The organism is Streptomyces sp. ASQP_92 (assembly GCF_025399895.1).
GTDB lineage: Bacteria > Actinomycetota > Actinomycetes > Streptomycetales > Streptomycetaceae > Streptomyces.
On the sequence record NZ_JAODUA010000001.1, the window covers coordinates 161,646 to 180,289 of the forward strand.

The window sequence follows — 18,644 nt, forward strand, 5'->3', positions numbered from 1 at the left end:
GAGCTCCAACTCGTATGACGGACAAGGGAGTTGACGTGACAGGCCCGGACCACGGTCTGATCGAACTCGACGGCGTGGAGAAGGTCTTCGACGTACGCCGCAAGACGGGACGGCTGCGTCGCGAGAAGCGGCAGGTCAGGGCGGTGGACGGGATCAGCTTCCGGGTGCCGCGCGGGGAGATGGTGGGCTACATCGGCCCGAACGGCGCCGGAAAGTCCACCACCATCAAGATGCTGACGGGCATCCTCACGCCGAGCGCGGGCCGTCTGCGGGTCGCTGGCCTCGACCCCTCGCGCGAGCGCACCCGGCTCGCCCAGCGCATCGGGGTGGTGTTCGGCCAGCGCACCACCCTGTGGTGGGACCTGCCGCTGTACGACTCCTATCGGCTGGCCCACCGGATGTACCGCATCCCGGACGCGCGCTTCCGCGAGAACCTGGACCGCTGCGTCGAACTCCTCGACCTGAAGGCCCTGTTGGACGTCCCCGTACGCCAACTCTCCCTGGGGCAGCGGATGCGCGGGGACATCGCGGCGGCCCTGCTGCACGATCCGGACGTCCTGTACCTCGACGAGCCGACGATCGGCCTCGACGTCATCAGCAAGGCGAAGGTGCGTGAGTTCCTGCGCGAGCTGAACACCGAGCGCGCCACCACCATCCTGCTGACCACCCACGACCTGACCGACATCGAGCAGCTCTGCCGGCGCGTGATGGTCATCGACCAGGGGCGGCTGATGTACGACGGGGCGCTCGCCGGTCTGCACGAGGCGGGCGAGAGCGAACGCACCCTGGTGGTCGATCTGGAGCGCGAACTCCCGCCGGTGGAGGTCGAAGGCGCCCGGGTGGTGAAGGTGGAGGGGCCTCGCCAGTGGCTCGCCTTCCCGGCGTCCGCGTCGGCCGCGCCGCTGGTCGCGCACATCGCGCGGGCGTATCCGCTGGTGGATCTCTCGGTGCGCGAGCCGGACATCGAGGCCGTCATCGCGCGAATGTACGAGGGGCGCGGCCTTTAAGGGGGAGGCCTTCACTAGGCTTCACGCCATGACGAGTGAACCTAGGGGTGGGGCGCCGGAGATGCGCGCATCGGACGCCGAGCGGGAGCGGGTCGCCGAGTCGCTGAGGGACGCCCTGGCCGAGGGGCGCCTCGACATGGACGAGTTCGAGCAGCGCCTGGAGGCGGCCTACACGGCGCGTACGCACGGGGAGTTGGAGCCGCTCGTCCGCGACCTGCCCGCCCCGGGCACACCGGGCCCCGCGGCTCGCTCCGCCCGCCGCCCGGAGGACGAGGCCGAGGTGCACTGGCCCGCGCGCATCGGCCACCCGCCCACCTCCAAAGGAGGCTTCGCCCTGTGGGGCGGCTTCAGCCGCAAGGGCACCTGGACGGTGGCCAGGAAATTCACCGCGTTCGCGATGTGGGGCGGCGGCGACATCGACCTGCGCGAGGCCCGCTTCGAGGCCCGCGAGACGGTGCTGCGCGTCTTCACGATCATGGGCGGCATCGGCGTGACCGTACCGCCGGAGCTCCACGTCCAGGTCAAGGGCTTCGGAGTCATGGGCGCGGTGGGCGGCTCGAAGGCCAACGGCGAGGGCACACCGGGCTCCCCCCACGTCACGATTGTGGCGTTCGCCCTGCTCGGCGGCATCGGAGTGGACCGCAAGCCGAGAAAGGCGCAGAGGGAGCGGCTGCGGGCGGAGCGGGAGCGGGAGCGGCGGGAGCGGCTGGAGGGCAAGGGGCGCAAGGAGCTGGGGTAGGCCCGGCTCGGTCACGCGAACGAGTGGTCGTACGCGCGCACGGGAACTGAACGGGCACGCCGTGAGTACTTCCTGTAGAGGTCGTACGGAAGGGGCCGTGACCGGCGGGTCGGCCGTACGGGGTCGTGAACGATCGGGGCGTGGGTACGCGCGGACAGGTGGAGCCAATGGAACGTACGAGGACGGGGCCGGACGCCGAGGTGGCGCTCGCGCCGGACGGGTCCGCGCGCACGCCCCGCTCGTCCCCCTTCGCCTACACGGCGGCGGACGAGGAGAAGCGGCGCGGTGTGCGCCGCATGAAGGCCACCGCGACCGGGCTGCTGCTCCTGGTCGCGATCGTCTTCGGCCTTGCCACGTGGGCGGACCGCTCGGGCGCGGGCGCCTGGGCGGGGTATGTGGCGGCGGCCGCCGAGGCGGGCATGGTGGGCGCGCTGGCCGACTGGTTCGCGGTGACGGCCCTGTTCCGCCGGCCCCTGGGCCTGCCGATCCCGCACACGGCGATCATCCAGAACAAGAAGGACCAGTTCGGGGCCTCGCTCGGCACGTTCGTGGGTGAGAACTTCCTGTCGACCGACGTCGTCCGCACCCGTCTCCAGGCCCTCGGCATCGGCCGCCGTCTCGGCACCTGGCTCGCGGCGCCCGAGCACGCGGACAGGGTCACATCGGAGCTGGCCACGGCGTTGCGCGGGGCGCTGACGGTGCTGCGGGACGCCGACGTGCAGGCGGTGGTGGGCGAGGCGATCACCCGCCGGGCGGACGCGGCGGAGATAGCGCCGGGCCTCGGCAAGGCGCTGGAGAAGATCGTCGCGGACGGCAGCCACCGCAAGGCCGTCGACCTGGTGTGTGTACGCGCCCACGACTGGCTGGTGCTGCACGGCGACTCGGTGATGGACGCGGTTCAGGGCGGCGCCCCCGGCTGGACCCCGCGCTTCGTGGACCGCAAGGTGGGGGAGCGCGTCTACCGGGAGCTCCTGCGCTTCGTGACCGAGATGCGCGACATGCCGGCCCATCCGGCGCGTGGCGCCCTGGACCGCTTCCTGGCGGACTTCGCGGCGGACCTCCAGTGCGACTCGGAGACCCGGCTGAGGGTGGAGCGCTTCAAGTCGGAGATACTGGCGCGCCCCGAGGTGCAGGACATCATCGCCTCGGCGTGGTCCGCCGTACGCTCGATGATCATCGCGGCGGCGGAGGACGACCACAGCGAACTGCGCCTGCGCGCAAGGGCGTCCCTGCTCTCCCTGGGCACCCGCCTCTCGACCGACCCCCGCCTCCAGTCCAAGCTGGACGGCTGGCTGGAGGACGCGGCGGCGTATGTGGTGTCCACCTACCGCGCCGAGATCACGTCCCTGATCACGGACACGGTGGCCTCGTGGGACGCGAACGACACCTCCCGCAAGATCGAGGCGAACATCGGCCGCGACCTCCAGTTCATCCGCATCAACGGCACGGTGGTGGGGGCGCTGGCGGGGTTGCTGATCTATACGGTGTCGCATGTGGTGGGGGGGTAGGGGGGGCCTTGGGCGCCAGGGGTGGCCCCATGTCTCGCTGCCGGGCCGCGCGACGGGGCGGGTTCTGAGGTAGCTCGGGTCTCGCTACCGGGTCGGGCGATGGTGGTGGGCGCTGAGGTAGCCGGGGGGTCCCGGTCTCGCGGGGTGAGCCATGCCGGCGTGCCGGCCAGGACCGTGCGGCGGGCCATCGCCCTGGGGGGCGACCCGGGCGGGGGAACGACCCCGCCGGACGCATGGCCGCACTGCCTGTCCCTGCTGTGTGCGGCCATGCACCCGACTGCCGTGGGGAGGCACCCCTATATACGGGGTGGGGGCCGTTCCCACTCATCGATGTGGGAACGGCCCCCAAGCCCCGCCCTACTGCCCTGAGTTGCGGGTGACGGCCCAGGAGGCGAGGGCGACCGTGCCGGCCACGCCGAACACGGAGGGCCAGGCGCCGACCTTCTTGGCGAGCGGGTGGGACCCGGCGAAGGCGGCGACGTAGGCCCCGGTCAGCCCGACGGCCGCCTTGGTCCCGGCGGCCTGCTGCCACTGCCGAGCCGCCACCGCCCCGGCCGCGGCAAGCGCCACCCCACCGAGGGGCCGCTTCTTGGTCCACCGGGCCACCCCATACCCCCCGATGAGCCCACCGGCCGCGATCACAGCCGCGGGAACTTTCGCCATGGTTTGCCTCCTGTCGTACGGTTTCTTCGAGGCTAGCTCGCGCGGGCTGTGGGGGCGGAAGGGGTCCCGGGCTGCGCGCGAACTGACTGTGGCCTTTGAGGCGCCGACGAGGCGGCCGGCGTCCTCCTGAGGCGTACCCTTGCGGGCTCGCAGTTTGCCTAGGGGCGTACCGAGCTGGCGCCGACGGGTGGCTGTGGTGGACATCCAACGGCCTCCGGCACTGGTTTGGACACTCCAACGGCGCCAACAGGCTTACGGATTTCGGAACTTGATCAGTGTGAGACTCACCGTAGGGCGCGGGGCGTGGGGTGTCGGCAGCGCTGAGCAGTTACTGCTGACTCGCTTAGGGCGAGATGCGCGCCGATGAGAGCCGACTGTCCGTCCTGGAGGCGGCCGCTGTTGAGGTCTCGTCGCGAACTTTCTCCACCGGGTGGTGCCCGAGGATGCGACGAAAACGACGAAGACGAGGTGCTGGGCAGCGCCTAGGCACGCTCGCCCGGACGGGCGGTGGGCTACCTCACAGCCATGCGGAGTATCGATGTGGCGTCGTCTGGCAATCCGCGCTGGTGCAGCTCCAGGGCCATCTGGATGACTTCCCGATCTGAGTGCTCGCGCACGTACATGAGCCCCAAGGTGTCGGCGAGTTGGGGCTGCTGCTGGATGCGCAGGGTGGTTAGTGAGACGGCCGCCTCGAGCGGGGTCAGCTTTCCGACGGTGTCGTTCAAGACGGCCAGAGCGGCGTCGGCATGCCCTTCCTGCCGGAATCGTGAGGCGGCAGCGGCAATCTTCGTGGCGCCCGCAACATCACTCGCCTGTCGCTGCCGGTCCCCTCCAGTGCGGGGGACCGGCAGCGACGCTGCTCGTCTTCGTGCGGTGGCCAGTGATGCTTGCAGGCCGGCTTCGGACTTCCGGAGGCGCTCGTTCTCCTTGTGGAGACTGCTGTTGTCGCTTCGTAGAGTGTCGTTGTCGCTTCGGAGGTTGGAACACGTCATGCAAAGGGTCAGTTCGGCCTGTTCGTGAGCTTTGACTGCTTCCTCTTTCGTCAGGCCTACTGCCGCCTCTGATCCTGCGGCGGCGAGTGCGAGGTCGTACATGAGTGTGACTAATCGAAGAGGCGGCACGCGAACGCCGTTGAGATACCGGGAGATCGCACTCGCGTTAGTCCGGTAGTTGTGACGGCCCAGCAGGCTGGCGGCCTCGTTGAGCGTTCGTGCACCGGTCTGCACATGTAGCTCACCCAGGGTGTGTGCCAGGTGCTGTCTGCCCTTGGGGAGGTCGGGGCTGATCCTCGTTCCCACTTGCCCGGCGCGCATGCGACTCCTTCTTCCCTATGACTGCTGCGGGTTGGGCGCCTAGGCCCGTCCTCTGTGATGGTTGGGTCTTGCCGTCTTTGTGCGCAACATGTTTCTTCGCTGGACTTCAGGCCGGTCCAGCGGCGTCAATTGATCTCCAAGGATGCACCGGCGCCGCCCGGTTGGCACGTGACGTACAGACACGTTCCGCCTGCCCGCCTGCCTGGTACGCCAGGCAGCATTCCCGTGTGGTCGTGACGCAAGGAACGGAGAGCGATATGACGCTGCCCTCTTGGCAGGACACGAAGCTCGGCGGCAAGATCCGTGCCGCCCTGTGGTTGGAGACCGAAGTCGGGGTGGGAAACACCTTCACCAAAGCTGAGCTCCGCAAGGCGTTTCCCGAGGTTGCGCAGATCGACCGACGCCTGCGGGACCTGCGGGACTTCGGCTGGCGGATTGACACGAGCCGCGACGACCCGGCGCTGAAGCAGGAGGAGCAGCGGTACGTCGCCAAGGGCGCAGAAGTGTGGATCCCCGGCCAGGCAAAGACTGCCAAGCACAAGAACAGCCTGAGTGCTGCGCAGAGGACCAAGATCATGGCTGACGACAACTTCCTCTGTCGTACCTGCGGGATTGGTTCTGGCGAGCCGTACGAGGACGACAAGGACGTGCTTTCGCACCTGAACGTCGCCCGGCGGGAGGTCGTGCTCCCGGGAGGCGCCATCGAATTCCAGATGGTCACGGAGTGCAAGAGGTGCGGAAGCGCGGGCACGAAGCAGGTTGACCTGGCGGCCTTCCTGGGGCAGGTGGAAGGACTCTCGGCTCTGGAGCAGCAGGTTTTCGCAAGCTGGATTGCCGCGGACCAGCGGACGCGCGGGGCTATGGAGAAGCTGTGGGGCATTTTCCGGACGCTGCCGGTCGCTTCGCGTGAGGCTGTCCGGCAGGCCGTCGCCGGGGACAACAAGTAGATGAAGTGAAGGGGAAGGGTGGCAACGTGTTCCGGGAATTTCAGGCACCGCCGCGTGCCGACGAGTTTAGTGAGCTGATCAAGAAGAGGCTTGAGGAGGTGAAGGACGCGGGCGGGACCAGGGAGACCGTCACCGTCGAGTGGAGCGGCCAGCCACTGCACGTAGAAGTCGTTGACCTGCCGCTCGACAGTCTCTACTTCAATCCCGGTACGCACCGGATCCGAGCTCAGCGCAGCCACGATCCTGTCAGGGATAAGGCCCTGGAGAGCGACCCGTGGAGCGCGGAAAGTCAGGCGTACTTGAAGTACTTGCTTCAAGCCGAGCCGGCCAATCCTGACATGCGGGACACTGCGTTCGACAAGCTCAAGGAGAGCCTTGAGCAGTTCGGGCAAAACGATCCTGGGCTGGTAACGCACCACGGGGTCCTCGTCAACGGCAACACCAGAGCCGCCGCTCTGCGGGAGAGCGGCGTGCAGTCCATGCGGGTTGGCGTGTTGCCGGCATCCTTCACCTGGGCAGACATCAACTCCGTCGAGCTTTCGCTTCAGCTGCGCAAGGATCACCGCCGCGACTACTCGTACATCAACCGGCTGCTGGCTATGGAAGAGCAGGCTCAACTGGGCCGGACCCCTGAGGTGATCGCAAAGGAATTCCGGATTCAGGTCAAGACCTATCATCAGGAACGGTGGATCCTCGGCACTATCCGCGAACTGATCGAGCGCAGCAGGAACGGGAGTGCCGCTCTGCGGCTGGTCGACTTCGAGGATGACCAGGAGAAGCTGAAGGAGCTGGAAAGGCTTTTCAAAAAGCTCTCTACCGTTGAGCCTGACGAGGCTGAGGTGATCAAAGAATGGCGCCTTGCAGCCATGCTGCTCGACTTCGCTAAAACCGACGTCCGCCACATCGACGAGCATTTCGCGAAAGCGGACTACCTGGCCAGGGTGCTGCCGGCGACGCTGGCGTCCTCAGAGGCTGGTGCGGAGGCCGTCATGGTCCCTGGCCTCGGGGTTGCAGTCCCGGGAGCCTCAAACCGTGTGGCGGCAGCGCGAGCCCTCAACGACAAGATTCTCAAGGCTAAGGCTTTGGGGGTGGCAAAGGGGCCGGACGTTTCTGATGTGAACCGGCAGGAAGCACGTGCTCTGGTTGTGGAAGCGAAAGACGCCTTCGACAAGGCGATTGATGATGCCGGCCGTGATGCGCGCGTGCGGAAGCGGAAACAGCTCGCGCCGGCCCGTCTCGCGGATGCCTGTGCAGACATCGACCAGTGTGTTGTTGAACTGGTCCAGGCCCGGGCGGCGCGAAGCCTTGATGAAGACGCCTTCGATGACGCAGTGGTCCAGTTGCGGGCAAGCCTGAGCAAGCTCGCCCAGCAGGCGAAAAGGATGAAGGGAGCGCCTGGTGATGGCGTTTCCTGGCTCGTCGATGCAGTCTCGGAGGCCAAGGAGTGACTGCGGGGACAGCTGAAGGGCCTTCTCTGAGCCTTGCATTTGATGAGAGCCGTACCAAGGTGGTTCTCAGGGCAGCGGAGAGCCACCGGGGCGAGCTGGTCCAGCTGGTCGGTCGTTTTCGCACGGGCGGCCAGCTCGGTCCTTTGGCTGCGGCTGTTGACCTCGATGACTTGCTCTCTGCCGTAGCAGAGGTCGCCGCTTGGTCTGATCCGTCTGGCGTGGAGTGGGCCGCGGATCTCCGGAGCTTGGTACTCGGTAACCTGCGGGACGCCGCAACGGTAGAGAGCAGGCTCAACGCTGATGGTGCGGCGGGCGAGGTTCTGGCTGATGACGTACCGCGTCTGCTCGGGGAGGAGTGGATCGCAGAGCTAGGAGAGTTCCAACGACGTGACATCGCCAAGCTGCTCTCACTTCAGCACGGTGCGAACTTCAGTGTTCCTGGCGCCGGCAAAACCCGCTCAGCGCTTGGGGTGTATGCCGCGCAGAAGACCCTGGGGCATGTCAGGCGACTTTTGGTGGTGTGTCCGAAGTCAGCTTATGAGTCATGGCAGTACGAGACAGCAGTCTGCTTTCGGCATCGGCTCCGTCCGCACGTGCTTGACGGCTCGCTGGATGAGTGGGCTGAAGTCCTGATCGTCAACTACGAACGCTTGGACAGGTCGCTCACCACGTTGGCTTCCTGGCTGAAGGCCGAACCCGCAATGATCATCCTCGACGAGGCCCATCGGATGAAGCTTGGGGCACGGGGAACGTACGGAGCTGCCTGTATGGCTCTTGGCCCCCTGGCGCAGAGGCGGTTGATCCTCACTGGCACCCCTGCTCCCAACGGCTCGAAGGATTTGGAGAACCTGCTGGGCTTCGTCTGGCCGGGGCAAGGACAGCGTTCCGTGGCGCGCGCGGTAGCTGGTGGGGACCTTGCGTATGCCAGCGTCGCCCTGAAGCCGCTGTTTGCCCGCACGACCAAGCTGGAGCTGGGGCTTCCTCCGATGGAGCTACGCATGCGGTACCTGGATCTTCCGCCGCTGCATGCAGACATCTATGCATCTTTGGTTGGCGACCCCGACTCCAGAGGTTCAAGTGACGACCTCAGCTCGCTGGGTAAGACTGCGCTGCGCTTGCTGATGGCAGCGACCAGCCCGGCGCTGCTTTTGGACGGTGGCAGCCGTTATGAGCCCCTGGCCTATCAGCTGCCGCCTCTGGAGATTCCTCGCGGGCACTCCCTGTACGCCCTCATGCAGCGCCTGCCGAGCTATGAGCTATCACCTAAGTACCAGGAGACGGCTGCAATCGTGGCAGAGAATGCGCGGCTTGGTAGAAAAACAATAGTCTGGACCACGTTTGTCCGTAGCTTGACCACTCTGAGCAGGCTGCTGGATGGGTTTGCGCCGGCGGTCGTCTATGGCGGAACCCCTGACCGAGATGAGCAGCTTCGAAGGTTTCGGGAGGATTCCAGCTGTAAAGTCCTGATCTCCAATCCGGCCACCCTCGGGGAGGGCATCAGCCTGCATCAGGTGTGCCACGACGCCGTGTACGTGGATCGCGACTTCGTCGCAGGACGCTTCTTGCAGAGCCTTGACCGTATCCACCGGTTGGGCCTGGGCCCGGACACCGAGACTCGTGTCACGGTTCTCGCGGTTCGGGACACGATCGATGAGGTCGTAGAGGCGCGGCTTGATCAAAAGCTTGAGTTCATGGGCAAGATCCTTGATGATCCCTCGGTCCAGCAGCTCTCTGACCTGCAAGAAGAGCCGTCCGTCGCGGCCGGCCTAGCGCCGACGGACGTGGAGGCACTCCTGCGCCACATGGGACGTGCTGGGTAGGTGCTGCGTAGGCTGGTGCCGTCCGTCGACCCAATCAGACGGACGGCACCTGGCCGTGCTGTAAAACTGGTGAGGATCGAGTAGCCCCCTGCTGCCTCTGCGAGGCAGGGGCTTCAATTGCGCCACACCACGAGGAGTCCACACATGGCCGCCGTGCGGAAGCCACGACCGCAGTTCGACGAGCCCCTCACCTCGGTCGAGATCTGTGCCGGAGCAGGTGGACAAGCCTCGGGTTTGCACAACGCCGGGTTCGATCATCTAGCGCTCGTTGAGTGGGATGAGAACGCAGTCAAGACCCTCAAAGCCAACGTGAAGTCTTGGCCTGGATGGGACAAAGCCAAGGTCGACGCGCTCCGGCCGAGCGACGTGAAGGATTTCGCGGATTCCGCAGAATTGAAAGAAATTATGGAGAGCGACCGACGAGTTGATTTGTTGGCCGGTGGAGTCCCTTGTCCTCCGTTTTCTCTGGCTGGGCGGCGTCTCGGAGCCGATGACGAGCGGGACCTGTTTCCCGATATGCTTAAAATTGTCGCCAAGCTCAGGCCTCGGGCAATAATGATTGAAAACGTGCGAGGGATTTTGGAGCCTCCCCATGTTTTCATCGACTATCGCCGTCAAATCGTGAATGAACTTCACGGGCTAGGCTATAGGGTGCCGCTGGTCGATAGTGAATGGACTGTGGAAAAGCAGGATAGGGAAATGCGGCGTGTTTGGCGGCGTATCGATGCCAAGCATTTTGGCGTTCCGCAGTTGCGCCCGCGTGCCATTCTTGTCGCTATCCATAATGATGTTCCCCAAGGTTCCGACTTCGTCTGGCCGCTTGAGGGCCGCGGTGATGCTGCCACGGTCTTCAAGAAGTTGGAGAAATCCATGGAAGAGCGGTTCCGGAATTATTTGTTGCTAAACGAAGACGGAAACAAGGCTGTCGCGGGGGAGCGGAGTGGGCAGGATGCGCTAAATGCGTGGCGCGAAAAAGCGCGGCGTGCGCAGCTTACGAGCTCCGGGGGTGTAGCTCCTACGCTGGTGGGAGGCTCCAGGAAGCATGGCGGGGCTGACCTTGGGCCGAGCCGTGCTAAGCGGGCCTGGGAGCTCATGGGAGTCGACGGCAATGGGGTTGCGAATGATGAGGAGCACTGCGACCCGCGGCGAGATCTCTTTCGTCCGGCGGGCCCGATGCTCACTGTAGAGCAAGCCGCGATCATCCAAGGTTTTTCTCCGAAATGGAAATTTCAGGGAAAGAAGACGGCTAAGTACCGTCAGGTGGGCAACGCATTTCCCCCTCCGGTGGCTGAGGCTGTTGGCCGTGCTATTGCTGCCGTATTGCGGCCGCAAAAGAGCGGCGAGCTCTTGAGTGGCTACGTGATGGAGGAAGGGGCTCCTGCGGAGGAGCCGGAGTTTTCTCAGCTAGCTATCCCGGTGGAGAGCGCGTTCGTCGCTGCGTCTTCGCGAGAGCACCGTAGCGGCGATCTCGTCAGCACATGAGGTTGATGGCTCGTGCTCCCAGAAGCGGAGCACGAGCCATCCGGCTTCTTGCAATCTCTTGTCAGTGTCGCGGTCCCGTGTGACGTTGCGCAGAACCTTGTCCGACCAGTAGCCAGAGTTCGTCTTCGGTGGTACGTAGTGCTCGGGGCATCCATGCCAATAGCAGCCGTCGATGAACACGGCTACTTTGACGGGCCGAAACACCAGATCCGCTGTCCGCCGCAGTTCTGGAAGTGGCCTGGCGGATACGCGATATCGGAGGCCCTTAGCGTGCACGAGGCGCCGTATCAACTGCTCAGGCTTCGTGTCCCTGCTGCGGATCGCCTGCATGTTGCGGCGTCGTGCTGCGGATGAGGCCCAGGAGCCTTCCGGGGCTGTCCACTCGTCGCTGTCCGGCATGAGACAAGGCTAGTCCTGTGGCCTCACAGCTTCGCTCTGTGAGGCCCACGGTGAGAGCTAGTCCGTGATGCTCGGGGGTGCCGGTGTCACCCCTTCCCGTGACAGTCCCCATAGTTGACCCCCGACCCGCACCAGCAGTCCGCGCCTCGGCTCGGGGGCCAGGAGGTGGCTCGGGCTCGGGCGGCGAGGGTGGTGGCGTATTGGGGGAGGAGGTCGGCGTTGGCGGGGGAGGAGGATTCGGAGGCGGCGAAGGCCTCGTAGGAGGGGACCGTGGCGGTCACGATGCCGAGGTTGGGGGTGCCGGCCGCGGCCAGTTCGCGCAGGGACGCCTCGATGTCCAGCAAGTGGGCGGCGTGGGTGGGGTATTCGGACTGAAGCTCCGGGTACGCCGTGAGGAGTTCGTCCAGTTCATGTTCCGGCCAGTGCAGGACCGCGACCGGGAACGGGCGGGACAGGGCGAGCCGGTAGTTGCCCAACTCGGCGCGCAGGCGGGCCAGTTCGGCCTGGAGTTCGGCGGGGTCCTCCGAGCCGAGGGACCACAGGCGCTTGGGGTCGTGGAGTTCGTCCAGGGAGATCGGCGCGGTGTGCAGCTCGTCCGCCAGGGTGTCCCAGGTGTCGTGCGGCTGGGCGAGCAGTCGGCGTACCCGGTGGCGCGTGGTCAGCAGGGACTGGGTGCTGTACGGGATGCCGGTGGGGTCGACCGCCGCCTCCGCCACGCCCAGCAGGGTCAGCGCGGTGGTCAGCGAGGCGTGGGCCAGGTCCAGTTCGTCGTGGGCCTCCAGCGTCTCGGCGACGATCCCCCAGGCCGCCGGGTCCAGGGGCGCGGCCGCCCGGATGCCCTCGATGATGGCCCGGGCCTCGGCCTCGTGGCCGTACTCCCACAGGTTCGCCGCCTTGAACGCCTTCACCAGGTGGGGGTGGTCCACCTTCGAGGACGAGGACAGCAGACGGTCGTAGAGCGTGGTGGCCCTGGGGCGGTCGCCCGAGAGCTCCAGGTGGGCCGCGGCCTGGAGGAGCAGGGGCTCCTGGTCCTCCGGGTACTGCGTCGCGGTGCGCAGCAGACGCTCGGCTTCGGCAAGGTGATCGGCAGGCGTGTCGGGGCGCATGAGGGACACCGTACTGCTGTACGGGGGCCCGGCGGAGGGCGCTTTGGGCCCTGGTGGGTCGAGTCCGTCACGTTGCGGGCCTGGTGAGTTGTGGCCCCGCCCCCTACCCTGCGCCCGTGCGCACAGGGATACCGGTGATGGTGCAGGGCGGACGCGGGCGGCGGGTGTGGGCGGCGCGGGGGCTGTGGGCGGGCGCCGAGCTCGCCGTGACGCTCGGGCTCCTGGTCCTGCTGCTCGTCGCCCATCAACTGTGGTGGACCAACCGGGAGGCCCGCGCCGAGGCCGGTCGCACCGTCCACTCCCTTGAGGAGCAGTGGGGGAAAGGGGGGCGGTCCCTCGTCGCGATGCCGCCGGCCGCGGGGGGTGAGCAGCCGGAGGGCTCGGCGTCCGTGGCGCCGGACGAGCGGGTTTCCGTCGGGGAGGGACCCGCGCCCCGGCGTCCCTCCACCGGTACGGGCGCCTCCGGCGCGAAGGGCGGGCCCCGTGGGGACCAGGCGTACGCCGTCATCCGGATCCCCCGCATCGGGGTCACCGCGCCCGTCGCGCAGGGCATCAGCAAGGCCGGTGTCCTCGACAAGGGGTATGTGGGGCACTACGCGCAGAGCGCCCAGCCGGGGGAGGTGGGCAACTTCGCGCTCGCCGGGCATCGCAACACCCATGGGGAGCCGTTCCGCCACATCGACGAGTTGAGGGCGGGGGACCAGGTGGTGGTCGAGACCCGGGACACCGTCTTCACGTATGTGGTCGATTCCGTGCTGCCCCAGACCGCCGCGCGCGACGGCGGGACCATAGCTCCCGTTCCCCGGAGCGATGTCAAGCCCTCGTACGGGTACAGCGAGCCCGGGCACTACATCACGCTCACCACCTGCACCCCCGAGTTCACCTCCACCTACCGGCTGGTGGTGTGGGGCAAGTTGCGGGGAAGCCGGCCGCGCTAGCGTTCAAGGATGCGACGTCGTCGATCTCATGTGCTCTGGCTGGGGGTGCCCTATCTGCTGTACCTGGGGGCGCTGCCCTTCGTGAACAGGGTGCGGCCCGTGGTGCTCGGGCTGCCCTTCCTCTTCTTCTGGCTGCTGATCGCGACTCTGGCCACCCCGCTCGCCATCTGGCTCACCTGGCGGGGCGATACCCGGGGCGCGACCAGGGGCGCGGGCACGGCAGACAGGAAGGGGACGGGCCGATGAGCGATGCCACGGTCGCCACCACCATCTTCGGCGTCTTCATGGCGGGCACGGTCGCCCTCGGACTGTTCGCCGTACGCGGCCGCGGGGGCGGAGGGGGCGGGCTCGCCGAGTGGTCGGTCGGCGGGCGCAGTCTGGGGACCGTGTTCATCTGGGTGCTGATGGCGGGCGAGAGCTACACCAGTTTCAGCTATCTGGGTGCCGCGGGATGGGGATACAACTACGGCGCCCCGGTGCTGTATGTGGTCGCCTACATGTCGTGCGGCTATGCGGTGGGCTATGTGGTCGGGCCCATGTTGTGGGCCTACGCGAAGAAGCACGGACTGGTGGGGATCACCGACATGGTGGCCCATCGCTATGGGAAGCCCTGGGTGGGGGCGCTTGTCGCGCTGCTGGCCACCGTCTTCCTGCTGCCCTACATCCAGTTGCAGATCACCGGCATGGGCGTGGTCGTCTCGACGATCTCCTATGGGGCCATCTCCCTCAACTGGGCTTATTTCATTGCCTTCGCCGTCACCACCGGCTTCGTCGTCGTCAGTGGGCTGCGCGGCAGCGCGTGGGTGTCCGTGCTCAAGGACGTCCTGGTCATCGCCACCCTGGCCTTCCTCGCGATCTATGTGCCGCTGCACTACTTCGACGGCTACGGGGAGTTCGCCGACCGGATCGTGAGCGAGAAGAGCGACTGGCTCACGTTGCCGGGCCACGGCGGGGCGTTCGGGGAGGCGTGGTTCGCCACCACGTCCGTGCTCAACTCCCTCACCGTCGTCATCTTCCCGACCACGGTGGCCGGTTACCTAGGCGCCCGCAACGCCGACGCGCTGCGCCGCAACGCCATGCTGCTGCCCGCCTACAACGTGCTGCTCTTCGTGCCGATGCTGCTCGGCATGGCCGCGATCTTCGTGGTGCCGGGGCTGGCCGGCGCCGACTCGAATCTCGCCCTGTTCAAGCTGGTCGTCGACTCGCTGCCCGCCTGGACCGTCGGACTCGTCGGCGTGGCGGCGGCCCTGTCCTCCATTGTGCCGATGGCGGTGTTCATGCTGGTCATCGGCACGATGTGGGGCCGCAGCGTGCTCTCGCTCGTACCCCGCCTGCGGGAGCGGCAGAAGGTGGCCTCGCAGGTGGTGGTCGTGGTCGCGGGGGCGCTCGCGCTGCTCATGACGTACACCGTGCCCAACACCCTGGTCCGGCTCTCGCTCATCTCCTACGAAGGGATGGCGCAGCTCCTGCCGATGCTGCTTCTGGGCCTGGTGTGGCGGAAGTTGACCCTGATGGGTGGGCTCGCGGGGCTCGCGGTGGGGGTGGCGGCGGTCTGCGGATTCGTCTTCACCGACCACGATCCGGTGTGGGGGGTCAACGCCGGAATCATCGCGCTCGGCCTCAACCTCCTGGTGGCGCTGGCCTGTTCACTGCTCGGGCCGCGGCCGGCGCCGGTCGGTGACGACGTACTGGCGCGCGATCCGATCCATGAGGAGCGTGACGCGCCGGTACGCGGGTGAGGGGAGCGCCCGGGGTTGTCAGGCGCGGGTGCGGGGGCGCAGCAGCGCCGTCAGGGCCGCGGCCACCGCCGCCAGCGACGCGGAGACCACGATCACCGCGTCCGGGCCCGCCGGGGCCACCGCGATGGTGAGGGCGACGCCCGCCGACGAACCGATGTAGCGGGCCGTGTTGCTGGCGCCGGAACCCATCGCCGCACGCTCGGAGGGCACCGACTCGACGGCGAGGCGGGGGAGCGCGGCGTTCAGGAGGCCGCTGCCGATGCCCGCGATCACCAGGCCGGGGATCAGCCGCGGCAGTGGCCCGGCGGTGAGGGCGCCCAGCATCGCGAGGACTCCGGCCGTGTGCAGGACGAAGCCGATGGCGAGCTGGTGGCGGGCGGCGACACGGCCCGCGAGGCGCCTGGCCTGGAGCGCCACCACGAACGCGGAGCCCGACCACAGCACGAACAGCCAGGCCGCGTTCATCGGCGAGGTGCCGAGCGACCGGCTCAGCAGGGCGGGCAGATAGCTGAAGAAGCCGATCACCGAGAGGCCGGTGAACAGGGCGCCCGCCGAGGACACCAGGAAGTCCGCGCGCCGGAAGAGGGCCAGATCGATCATGGGGCTGGTGGCGCGCCGCTCCACGAAGGTGAACGCGGCCGTGAGGACGGCGGCGGCCACCAGGAGCGCGAGTACGCCGGGACGCAGCCAGCCGTCGCGGCCCAGCGTGAGCGCGCCGATCAGGGAGGTGAACGCGAGGGCCAGCGTGAGCGCGGCCGGAGCGTCCGGGCGGCCGCCGCGCGGGGCCCGCGACTCGGTCAGGGCGCGCAGCGCGAACCCGGCGGTCACCAAGGCCGGCACCGCCAACACCCCATATACCAAGCGCCAGTTGAACGTAGTGAGAGCCCCGGCGAGGAGCGGGCCGAGGGCGATGCCGCCGCTGACGAAGGCGCCCCACACGCCGGTCGCGCGGATACGGGCGGGACCCACCGGGAAGGCGGCGACGAGCAGGCCGAGGCTGCTCGCGAGGATGGCGGCCGACGCCATGCCCTGGGCGACCCGGGCGAGGGTGAACGTCAGGGTGGTCGGCGCGAGCGCGCCCAGCGCCATGGTGATGCCGAGGGCGAGGGTGCCGGCCAGGAAGACACGGCGGCGGCCGTGGTCGTCGGCGAGGCTGCCCGCGATCAGGAGCAGCGCGGCGAGCCCGAGCGGGGCGCCGTTGAGCAGCCAGGCCTGGGCGGAGAGCGCGGTGTGGAAGGACGCGGTCATGCTCGGCAGCGTCAGCATCGGGGCGGTGTAGTTCATCAGCGCGACCGTGGTCGCGGCGCTGGTGACGGCGAGCGTGGCGCCGGGGCGCGCCTCGGGCCCCGTTCCGGCGGGCCGGGCGGGGGCGGTGGTGCGTATGGCCTGCGTCATGACGTCCCTCGGGGAGGCGGGGTCCGGATCGGATGCGCGGACGGGGGTGGGCCGGCGGATTTGGGTGCAGGGGCCGGCGGACTTGGGTGCAGGGGGAGCCGCTGCCGTTCCGCGGGGCCGTGAAGGTTCATTGAACGAACTCGCTTGCCCCGACCCTAGCACCGAAGGTTCTTTCATTGAACCCAGTTCGGTAGACTGGCCGCATGGCTCTCCGCAAGGACTACGACCACGCCGCGCAGGAGTGCTCCATCGCCCGCGCGCTCGAAATCGTCGGTGAGCGCTGGACGCTGCTCGTCGTGCGGGACGCGCTCTACGGAGTGCGCCGCTACAACGACTTCCTCGTCCACCTCAAGATCCCGCGCGCCGTGCTCGCCGCCCGCCTCCAGACGCTCACCGAGGCCGGGGTCCTGGAGAAGCGCCGCTACCAGGAGTCGCCGCCGCGCGACGAGTACGTGCCGACGGAACTCGGGCGGGCGCTGTGGCCGGCGCTGCGCGCGCTCGGGCTCTGGGGGCGGGCGTTCAACCCCGACGCACGGCCGATGCGGACCTTCCACCACGCCGAGTGCGGGACCGAGCTCGGGTCGTACGGGGAGTGCCGGGCGTGCGGGCGGGCCGTCGACCCCGAGGACGTCGAGATGCGGCCCGGCGCCGGGCTGGGTCCGGCCGCGGATCCGGTGAGCCGCGCGCTGCGGGCGCCCCGGCGGCTGCTCCAGCCGCTCGTACTCCAGGAGTTGTGAGCGTTCGCGCCGAGCCGCTTCGGGAGCGGCGGAAGGGGTGGAGGGCCCGAACGGGACCCGGCCTTCCGACTACGACCGCTGTTCGAACGTCGTGTATAACGGCTGGAAGGAGAACGGCGGCAGACGAGGGACCGAGGGAGGGCGGCATGAGCGGCGTCATCGCGCGTTGCGCACGGCTTGCCCGGCCGCTGTTCGGGCTCCTTCTCTTCCTGCTCGCCCAGGCCGTCCTCATCGAGGGCGGGATGCTCTCGGCCGCCGTCGCGCTCGCCGCGACCGCCGCCGCCGGTTCCGCGCTCGCCGTATGCGCGACGCTCGCCTCGCGCGCGGTGCCGCAGGTGCCGCGCACCCGGGTGCGCACCGCCATCCGCGACCGGGAGCGGCGTACCGCCTTCCTCGCACAACGCGACCCCGACGCCTCCGGGCGGCCGCGGCCCCGAGCGCCCGGGGCCACCGTCCCGACGGCCGCGTAGGGGCACCTCGTAACACCCCGCTCCTCCCGCCCCACCGGCTCGTCACGCCGACACGTACCTCCCCCATGTGCGCCGCCCCGCGCCGCCACGCGCCTGCGTGCGTCGTGCGCACCGCGCACCCGTGTCCTTCCTGACGAGACCAGACCCCCGGAGGGGTTCCTCATGTTCACGTCCCTCTTCAGCGCCATCGCGAGCCTCGCCGAGCACCTGGCCGACCTGCTCGAACCCGTCTTCCACGGCGCGTCGACGGCTGCCGCGATCGTGCTCTTCACCGCTCTTGTACGTCTCGCTGTTCACCCACTGTCGCGGCAGGCAGCGCGCGGTCAGAAAGCGCAGGCCACGTTGCGGCCGCAGCTCGCGGCGCTGCGCGAGAAGCACGGCAAGGACAGCAAGGCGCTCCAGAAGGCGGTCATGGAACTGCATGCCGCCGAGAAGGTGTCCCCGTTCTCGGGCTGTCTGCCCAGCCTGCTCCAGATGCCCGCCTTCTTCCTGCTCTACCACCTGTTCTCCAGCGCGAGGATCGGCGACCGGCCGAACGCGCTGCTCGACCACACCCTCCTCCAGGCACCGCTCGGCGGACGCTGGACGGACGCGCTCGCACACGGCGGGGCGTTCGGGCCGCAGGGACTGGTGTATGTAGTGCTGTTCGCGATGGTCGCGGCCGTCGCCACCTTCAACTACCGGCGGATGAAGCGGCAGATGGCGGCCAACCCCGTCGCCGTGCCGGGCGGACAGGAGGCGGTGCCGGGGATGGCGGCGATGAACAAGTTCATGCCGCTGCTGTCCTTCGCCACGCTGTTCACCGTCGCCGTGGTGCCGCTCGCCGCCGCGCTCTATCTCGTGACCAGCACCACCTGGACCGCCGTCGAGCGGGCCTTCCTCTACAAGGACACACTGCCCGCGTTGGCCGCGCCGGCCGCCGCCGCATAGCGA

The 18,644-nt window shown here is 68.1% G+C and carries 18 protein-coding genes; 13 read left to right on the top strand and 5 right to left on the bottom strand.

The genetic code is table 11. From position 1 onward, the window contains the following. The first annotated feature begins 35 nt into the window (after nt 1–35). The 3 genes from N4G70_RS00740 to N4G70_RS00750 all read left to right on the top strand — a co-directional run bounded on the left by N4G70_RS00740 (nt 36) and on the right by N4G70_RS00750 (nt 3,254). Nucleotides 36–1,007 (top strand): ATP-binding cassette domain-containing protein, encoded by a 972-nt coding sequence (locus tag N4G70_RS00740; RefSeq protein ID WP_261710379.1) that lies wholly within the window; start codon nt 36–38, stop codon nt 1,005–1,007. Nucleotides 1,008–1,068: 61 nt separating this feature from the next. Next, the gene (locus N4G70_RS00745; RefSeq protein WP_261711320.1) at nt 1,069–1,746 is read left to right on the top strand and encodes a DUF1707 domain-containing protein; all 678 of its coding nucleotides are present in this window, start codon (nt 1,069–1,071) and stop codon (nt 1,744–1,746) included. 167 nt (nt 1,747–1,913) lie between these two features. Then, nucleotides 1,914–3,254: a DUF445 domain-containing protein gene (locus N4G70_RS00750; RefSeq protein ID WP_261710380.1), complete on the top strand. Its 1,341-nt coding sequence runs from the start codon at nt 1,914–1,916 to the stop codon at nt 3,252–3,254. Between the two features lie 357 nt (nt 3,255–3,611). Here the strand turns inward: N4G70_RS00750 and N4G70_RS00755 are convergent, their stop codons facing one another. Both N4G70_RS00755 and N4G70_RS00760 read right to left on the bottom strand, forming a co-directional pair. After that, a complete protein-coding gene (locus N4G70_RS00755) occupies nt 3,612–3,917 on the bottom strand; it encodes a hypothetical protein (protein ID WP_261710381.1) in 306 nt (101 codons plus the stop codon). 512 nt (nt 3,918–4,429) lie between these two features. Continuing rightward, nucleotides 4,430–5,230, bottom strand: coding sequence for a hypothetical protein (locus tag N4G70_RS00760; protein ID WP_261710382.1), 801 nt, complete (start codon nt 5,228–5,230; stop codon nt 4,430–4,432). A gap of 227 nt (nt 5,231–5,457) precedes the next feature. Here N4G70_RS00760 and N4G70_RS00765 point away from each other — a divergent pair, with 227 nt between their 5' ends. The 4 genes from N4G70_RS00765 (at nt 5,458) to N4G70_RS00780 (ending at nt 10,927) form a co-directional block, all read left to right on the top strand. Then, the gene (locus N4G70_RS00765; RefSeq protein WP_261710383.1) at nt 5,458–6,177 is read left to right on the top strand and encodes a hypothetical protein; all 720 of its coding nucleotides are present in this window, start codon (nt 5,458–5,460) and stop codon (nt 6,175–6,177) included. Nucleotides 6,178–6,203: 26 nt separating this feature from the next. Next, on the top strand, nt 6,204–7,625 hold the full coding sequence (locus N4G70_RS00770) for a hypothetical protein (RefSeq protein WP_261710384.1): 1,422 nt from the start codon (nt 6,204–6,206) through the stop codon (nt 7,623–7,625). Next, entirely contained in the window at nt 7,622–9,445 is a 1,824-nt protein-coding gene (locus tag N4G70_RS00775; protein WP_261710385.1) for a DEAD/DEAH box helicase, read from the top strand. Before N4G70_RS00770 ends, N4G70_RS00775 begins: the two co-directional genes overlap by 4 nt. A gap of 144 nt (nt 9,446–9,589) precedes the next feature. Next, nucleotides 9,590–10,927, top strand: a complete 1,338-nt coding sequence (locus N4G70_RS00780) for a DNA cytosine methyltransferase (protein ID WP_261710386.1) — start codon at nt 9,590–9,592, stop codon at nt 10,925–10,927. Here N4G70_RS00780 and N4G70_RS00785 read toward each other — a convergent pair. Next, the gene (locus N4G70_RS00785; protein ID WP_261710387.1) at nt 10,850–11,326 is read right to left on the bottom strand and encodes a very short patch repair endonuclease; all 477 of its coding nucleotides are present in this window, start codon (nt 11,324–11,326) and stop codon (nt 10,850–10,852) included. The genes N4G70_RS00780 and N4G70_RS00785 overlap by 78 nt on opposite strands. Before the next feature lie 86 nt (nt 11,327–11,412). Continuing rightward, a complete protein-coding gene (locus N4G70_RS00790) occupies nt 11,413–12,432 on the bottom strand; it encodes an SEC-C domain-containing protein (RefSeq protein ID WP_261710388.1) in 1,020 nt (339 codons plus the stop codon). Between the two features lie 137 nt (nt 12,433–12,569). Here N4G70_RS00790 and N4G70_RS00795 point away from each other — a divergent pair, with 137 nt between their 5' ends. From N4G70_RS00795 to N4G70_RS00805, 3 genes are read left to right on the top strand one after another with little or no spacing between them, the layout of a single operon-like run. Then, entirely contained in the window at nt 12,570–13,370 is an 801-nt protein-coding gene (locus N4G70_RS00795) for a class E sortase (protein WP_261711321.1), read from the top strand. Between the two features lie 9 nt (nt 13,371–13,379). Then, nucleotides 13,380–13,616 carry a DUF3311 domain-containing protein gene (locus N4G70_RS00800; RefSeq protein ID WP_261710389.1) on the top strand — a complete coding sequence of 79 codons (237 nt, stop codon included), beginning with the start codon at nt 13,380–13,382 and terminating at the stop codon, nt 13,614–13,616. After that, nucleotides 13,613–15,109 (top strand): sodium:solute symporter, encoded by a 1,497-nt coding sequence (locus N4G70_RS00805; protein ID WP_261710390.1) that lies wholly within the window; start codon nt 13,613–13,615, stop codon nt 15,107–15,109. Before N4G70_RS00800 ends, N4G70_RS00805 begins: the two co-directional genes overlap by 4 nt. A gap of 18 nt (nt 15,110–15,127) precedes the next feature. On the opposite strand, the gene N4G70_RS00810 is transcribed toward N4G70_RS00805, so the two are convergent. After that, the gene (locus N4G70_RS00810) at nt 15,128–16,504 is read right to left on the bottom strand and encodes an MFS transporter (protein ID WP_261710391.1); all 1,377 of its coding nucleotides are present in this window, start codon (nt 16,502–16,504) and stop codon (nt 15,128–15,130) included. A gap of 203 nt (nt 16,505–16,707) precedes the next feature. Between N4G70_RS00810 and N4G70_RS00815 the strand changes: the two genes are divergently transcribed. From N4G70_RS00815 to N4G70_RS00825, 3 genes are all read left to right on the top strand, one after another. Next, nucleotides 16,708–17,241: a helix-turn-helix domain-containing protein gene (locus tag N4G70_RS00815; protein WP_261710392.1), complete on the top strand. Its 534-nt coding sequence runs from the start codon at nt 16,708–16,710 to the stop codon at nt 17,239–17,241. A gap of 146 nt (nt 17,242–17,387) precedes the next feature. Further along, the gene (locus N4G70_RS00820) at nt 17,388–17,711 is read left to right on the top strand and encodes a DUF6412 domain-containing protein (protein ID WP_261710393.1); all 324 of its coding nucleotides are present in this window, start codon (nt 17,388–17,390) and stop codon (nt 17,709–17,711) included. Nucleotides 17,712–17,873: 162 nt separating this feature from the next. Further along, the gene (locus N4G70_RS00825; protein ID WP_261710394.1) at nt 17,874–18,641 is read left to right on the top strand and encodes a YidC/Oxa1 family membrane protein insertase; all 768 of its coding nucleotides are present in this window, start codon (nt 17,874–17,876) and stop codon (nt 18,639–18,641) included. The last annotated feature ends 3 nt before the right edge of the window (nt 18,642–18,644 follow it).

Excerpts from the sequence above, each read along its gene's own strand:
- N4G70_RS00760 (WP_261710382.1), bottom strand. The coding sequence starts at position 5,230 with ATGCGCGCCGGGCAAGTGGGAACGAGGATCAGCCCCGACCTCCCCAAG.
- N4G70_RS00825 (WP_261710394.1), top strand. The coding sequence starts at position 17,874 with ATGTTCACGTCCCTCTTCAGCGCCATCGCGAGCCTCGCCGAGCACCTG.
- N4G70_RS00745 (WP_261711320.1), top strand. The coding sequence starts at position 1,069 with ATGCGCGCATCGGACGCCGAGCGGGAGCGGGTCGCCGAGTCGCTGAGG.
- N4G70_RS00790 (WP_261710388.1), bottom strand. The coding sequence starts at position 12,432 with ATGCGCCCCGACACGCCTGCCGATCACCTTGCCGAAGCCGAGCGTCTG.
- N4G70_RS00820 (WP_261710393.1), top strand. The coding sequence starts at position 17,388 with ATGAGCGGCGTCATCGCGCGTTGCGCACGGCTTGCCCGGCCGCTGTTC.
- N4G70_RS00815 (WP_261710392.1), top strand. The coding sequence starts at position 16,708 with ATGGCTCTCCGCAAGGACTACGACCACGCCGCGCAGGAGTGCTCCATC.
- N4G70_RS00785 (WP_261710387.1), bottom strand. The coding sequence starts at position 11,326 with ATGCCGGACAGCGACGAGTGGACAGCCCCGGAAGGCTCCTGGGCCTCA.
- N4G70_RS00800 (WP_261710389.1), top strand. The coding sequence starts at position 13,380 with ATGCGACGTCGTCGATCTCATGTGCTCTGGCTGGGGGTGCCCTATCTG.
- N4G70_RS00750 (WP_261710380.1), top strand. The coding sequence starts at position 1,914 with ATGGAACGTACGAGGACGGGGCCGGACGCCGAGGTGGCGCTCGCGCCG.
- N4G70_RS00780 (WP_261710386.1), top strand. The coding sequence starts at position 9,590 with ATGGCCGCCGTGCGGAAGCCACGACCGCAGTTCGACGAGCCCCTCACC.
- N4G70_RS00810 (WP_261710391.1), bottom strand. The coding sequence starts at position 16,504 with ATGACGCAGGCCATACGCACCACCGCCCCCGCCCGGCCCGCCGGAACG.
- N4G70_RS00805 (WP_261710390.1), top strand. The coding sequence starts at position 13,613 with ATGAGCGATGCCACGGTCGCCACCACCATCTTCGGCGTCTTCATGGCG.
- N4G70_RS00795 (WP_261711321.1), top strand. The coding sequence starts at position 12,570 with ATGGTGCAGGGCGGACGCGGGCGGCGGGTGTGGGCGGCGCGGGGGCTG.
- N4G70_RS00755 (WP_261710381.1), bottom strand. The coding sequence starts at position 3,917 with ATGGCGAAAGTTCCCGCGGCTGTGATCGCGGCCGGTGGGCTCATCGGG.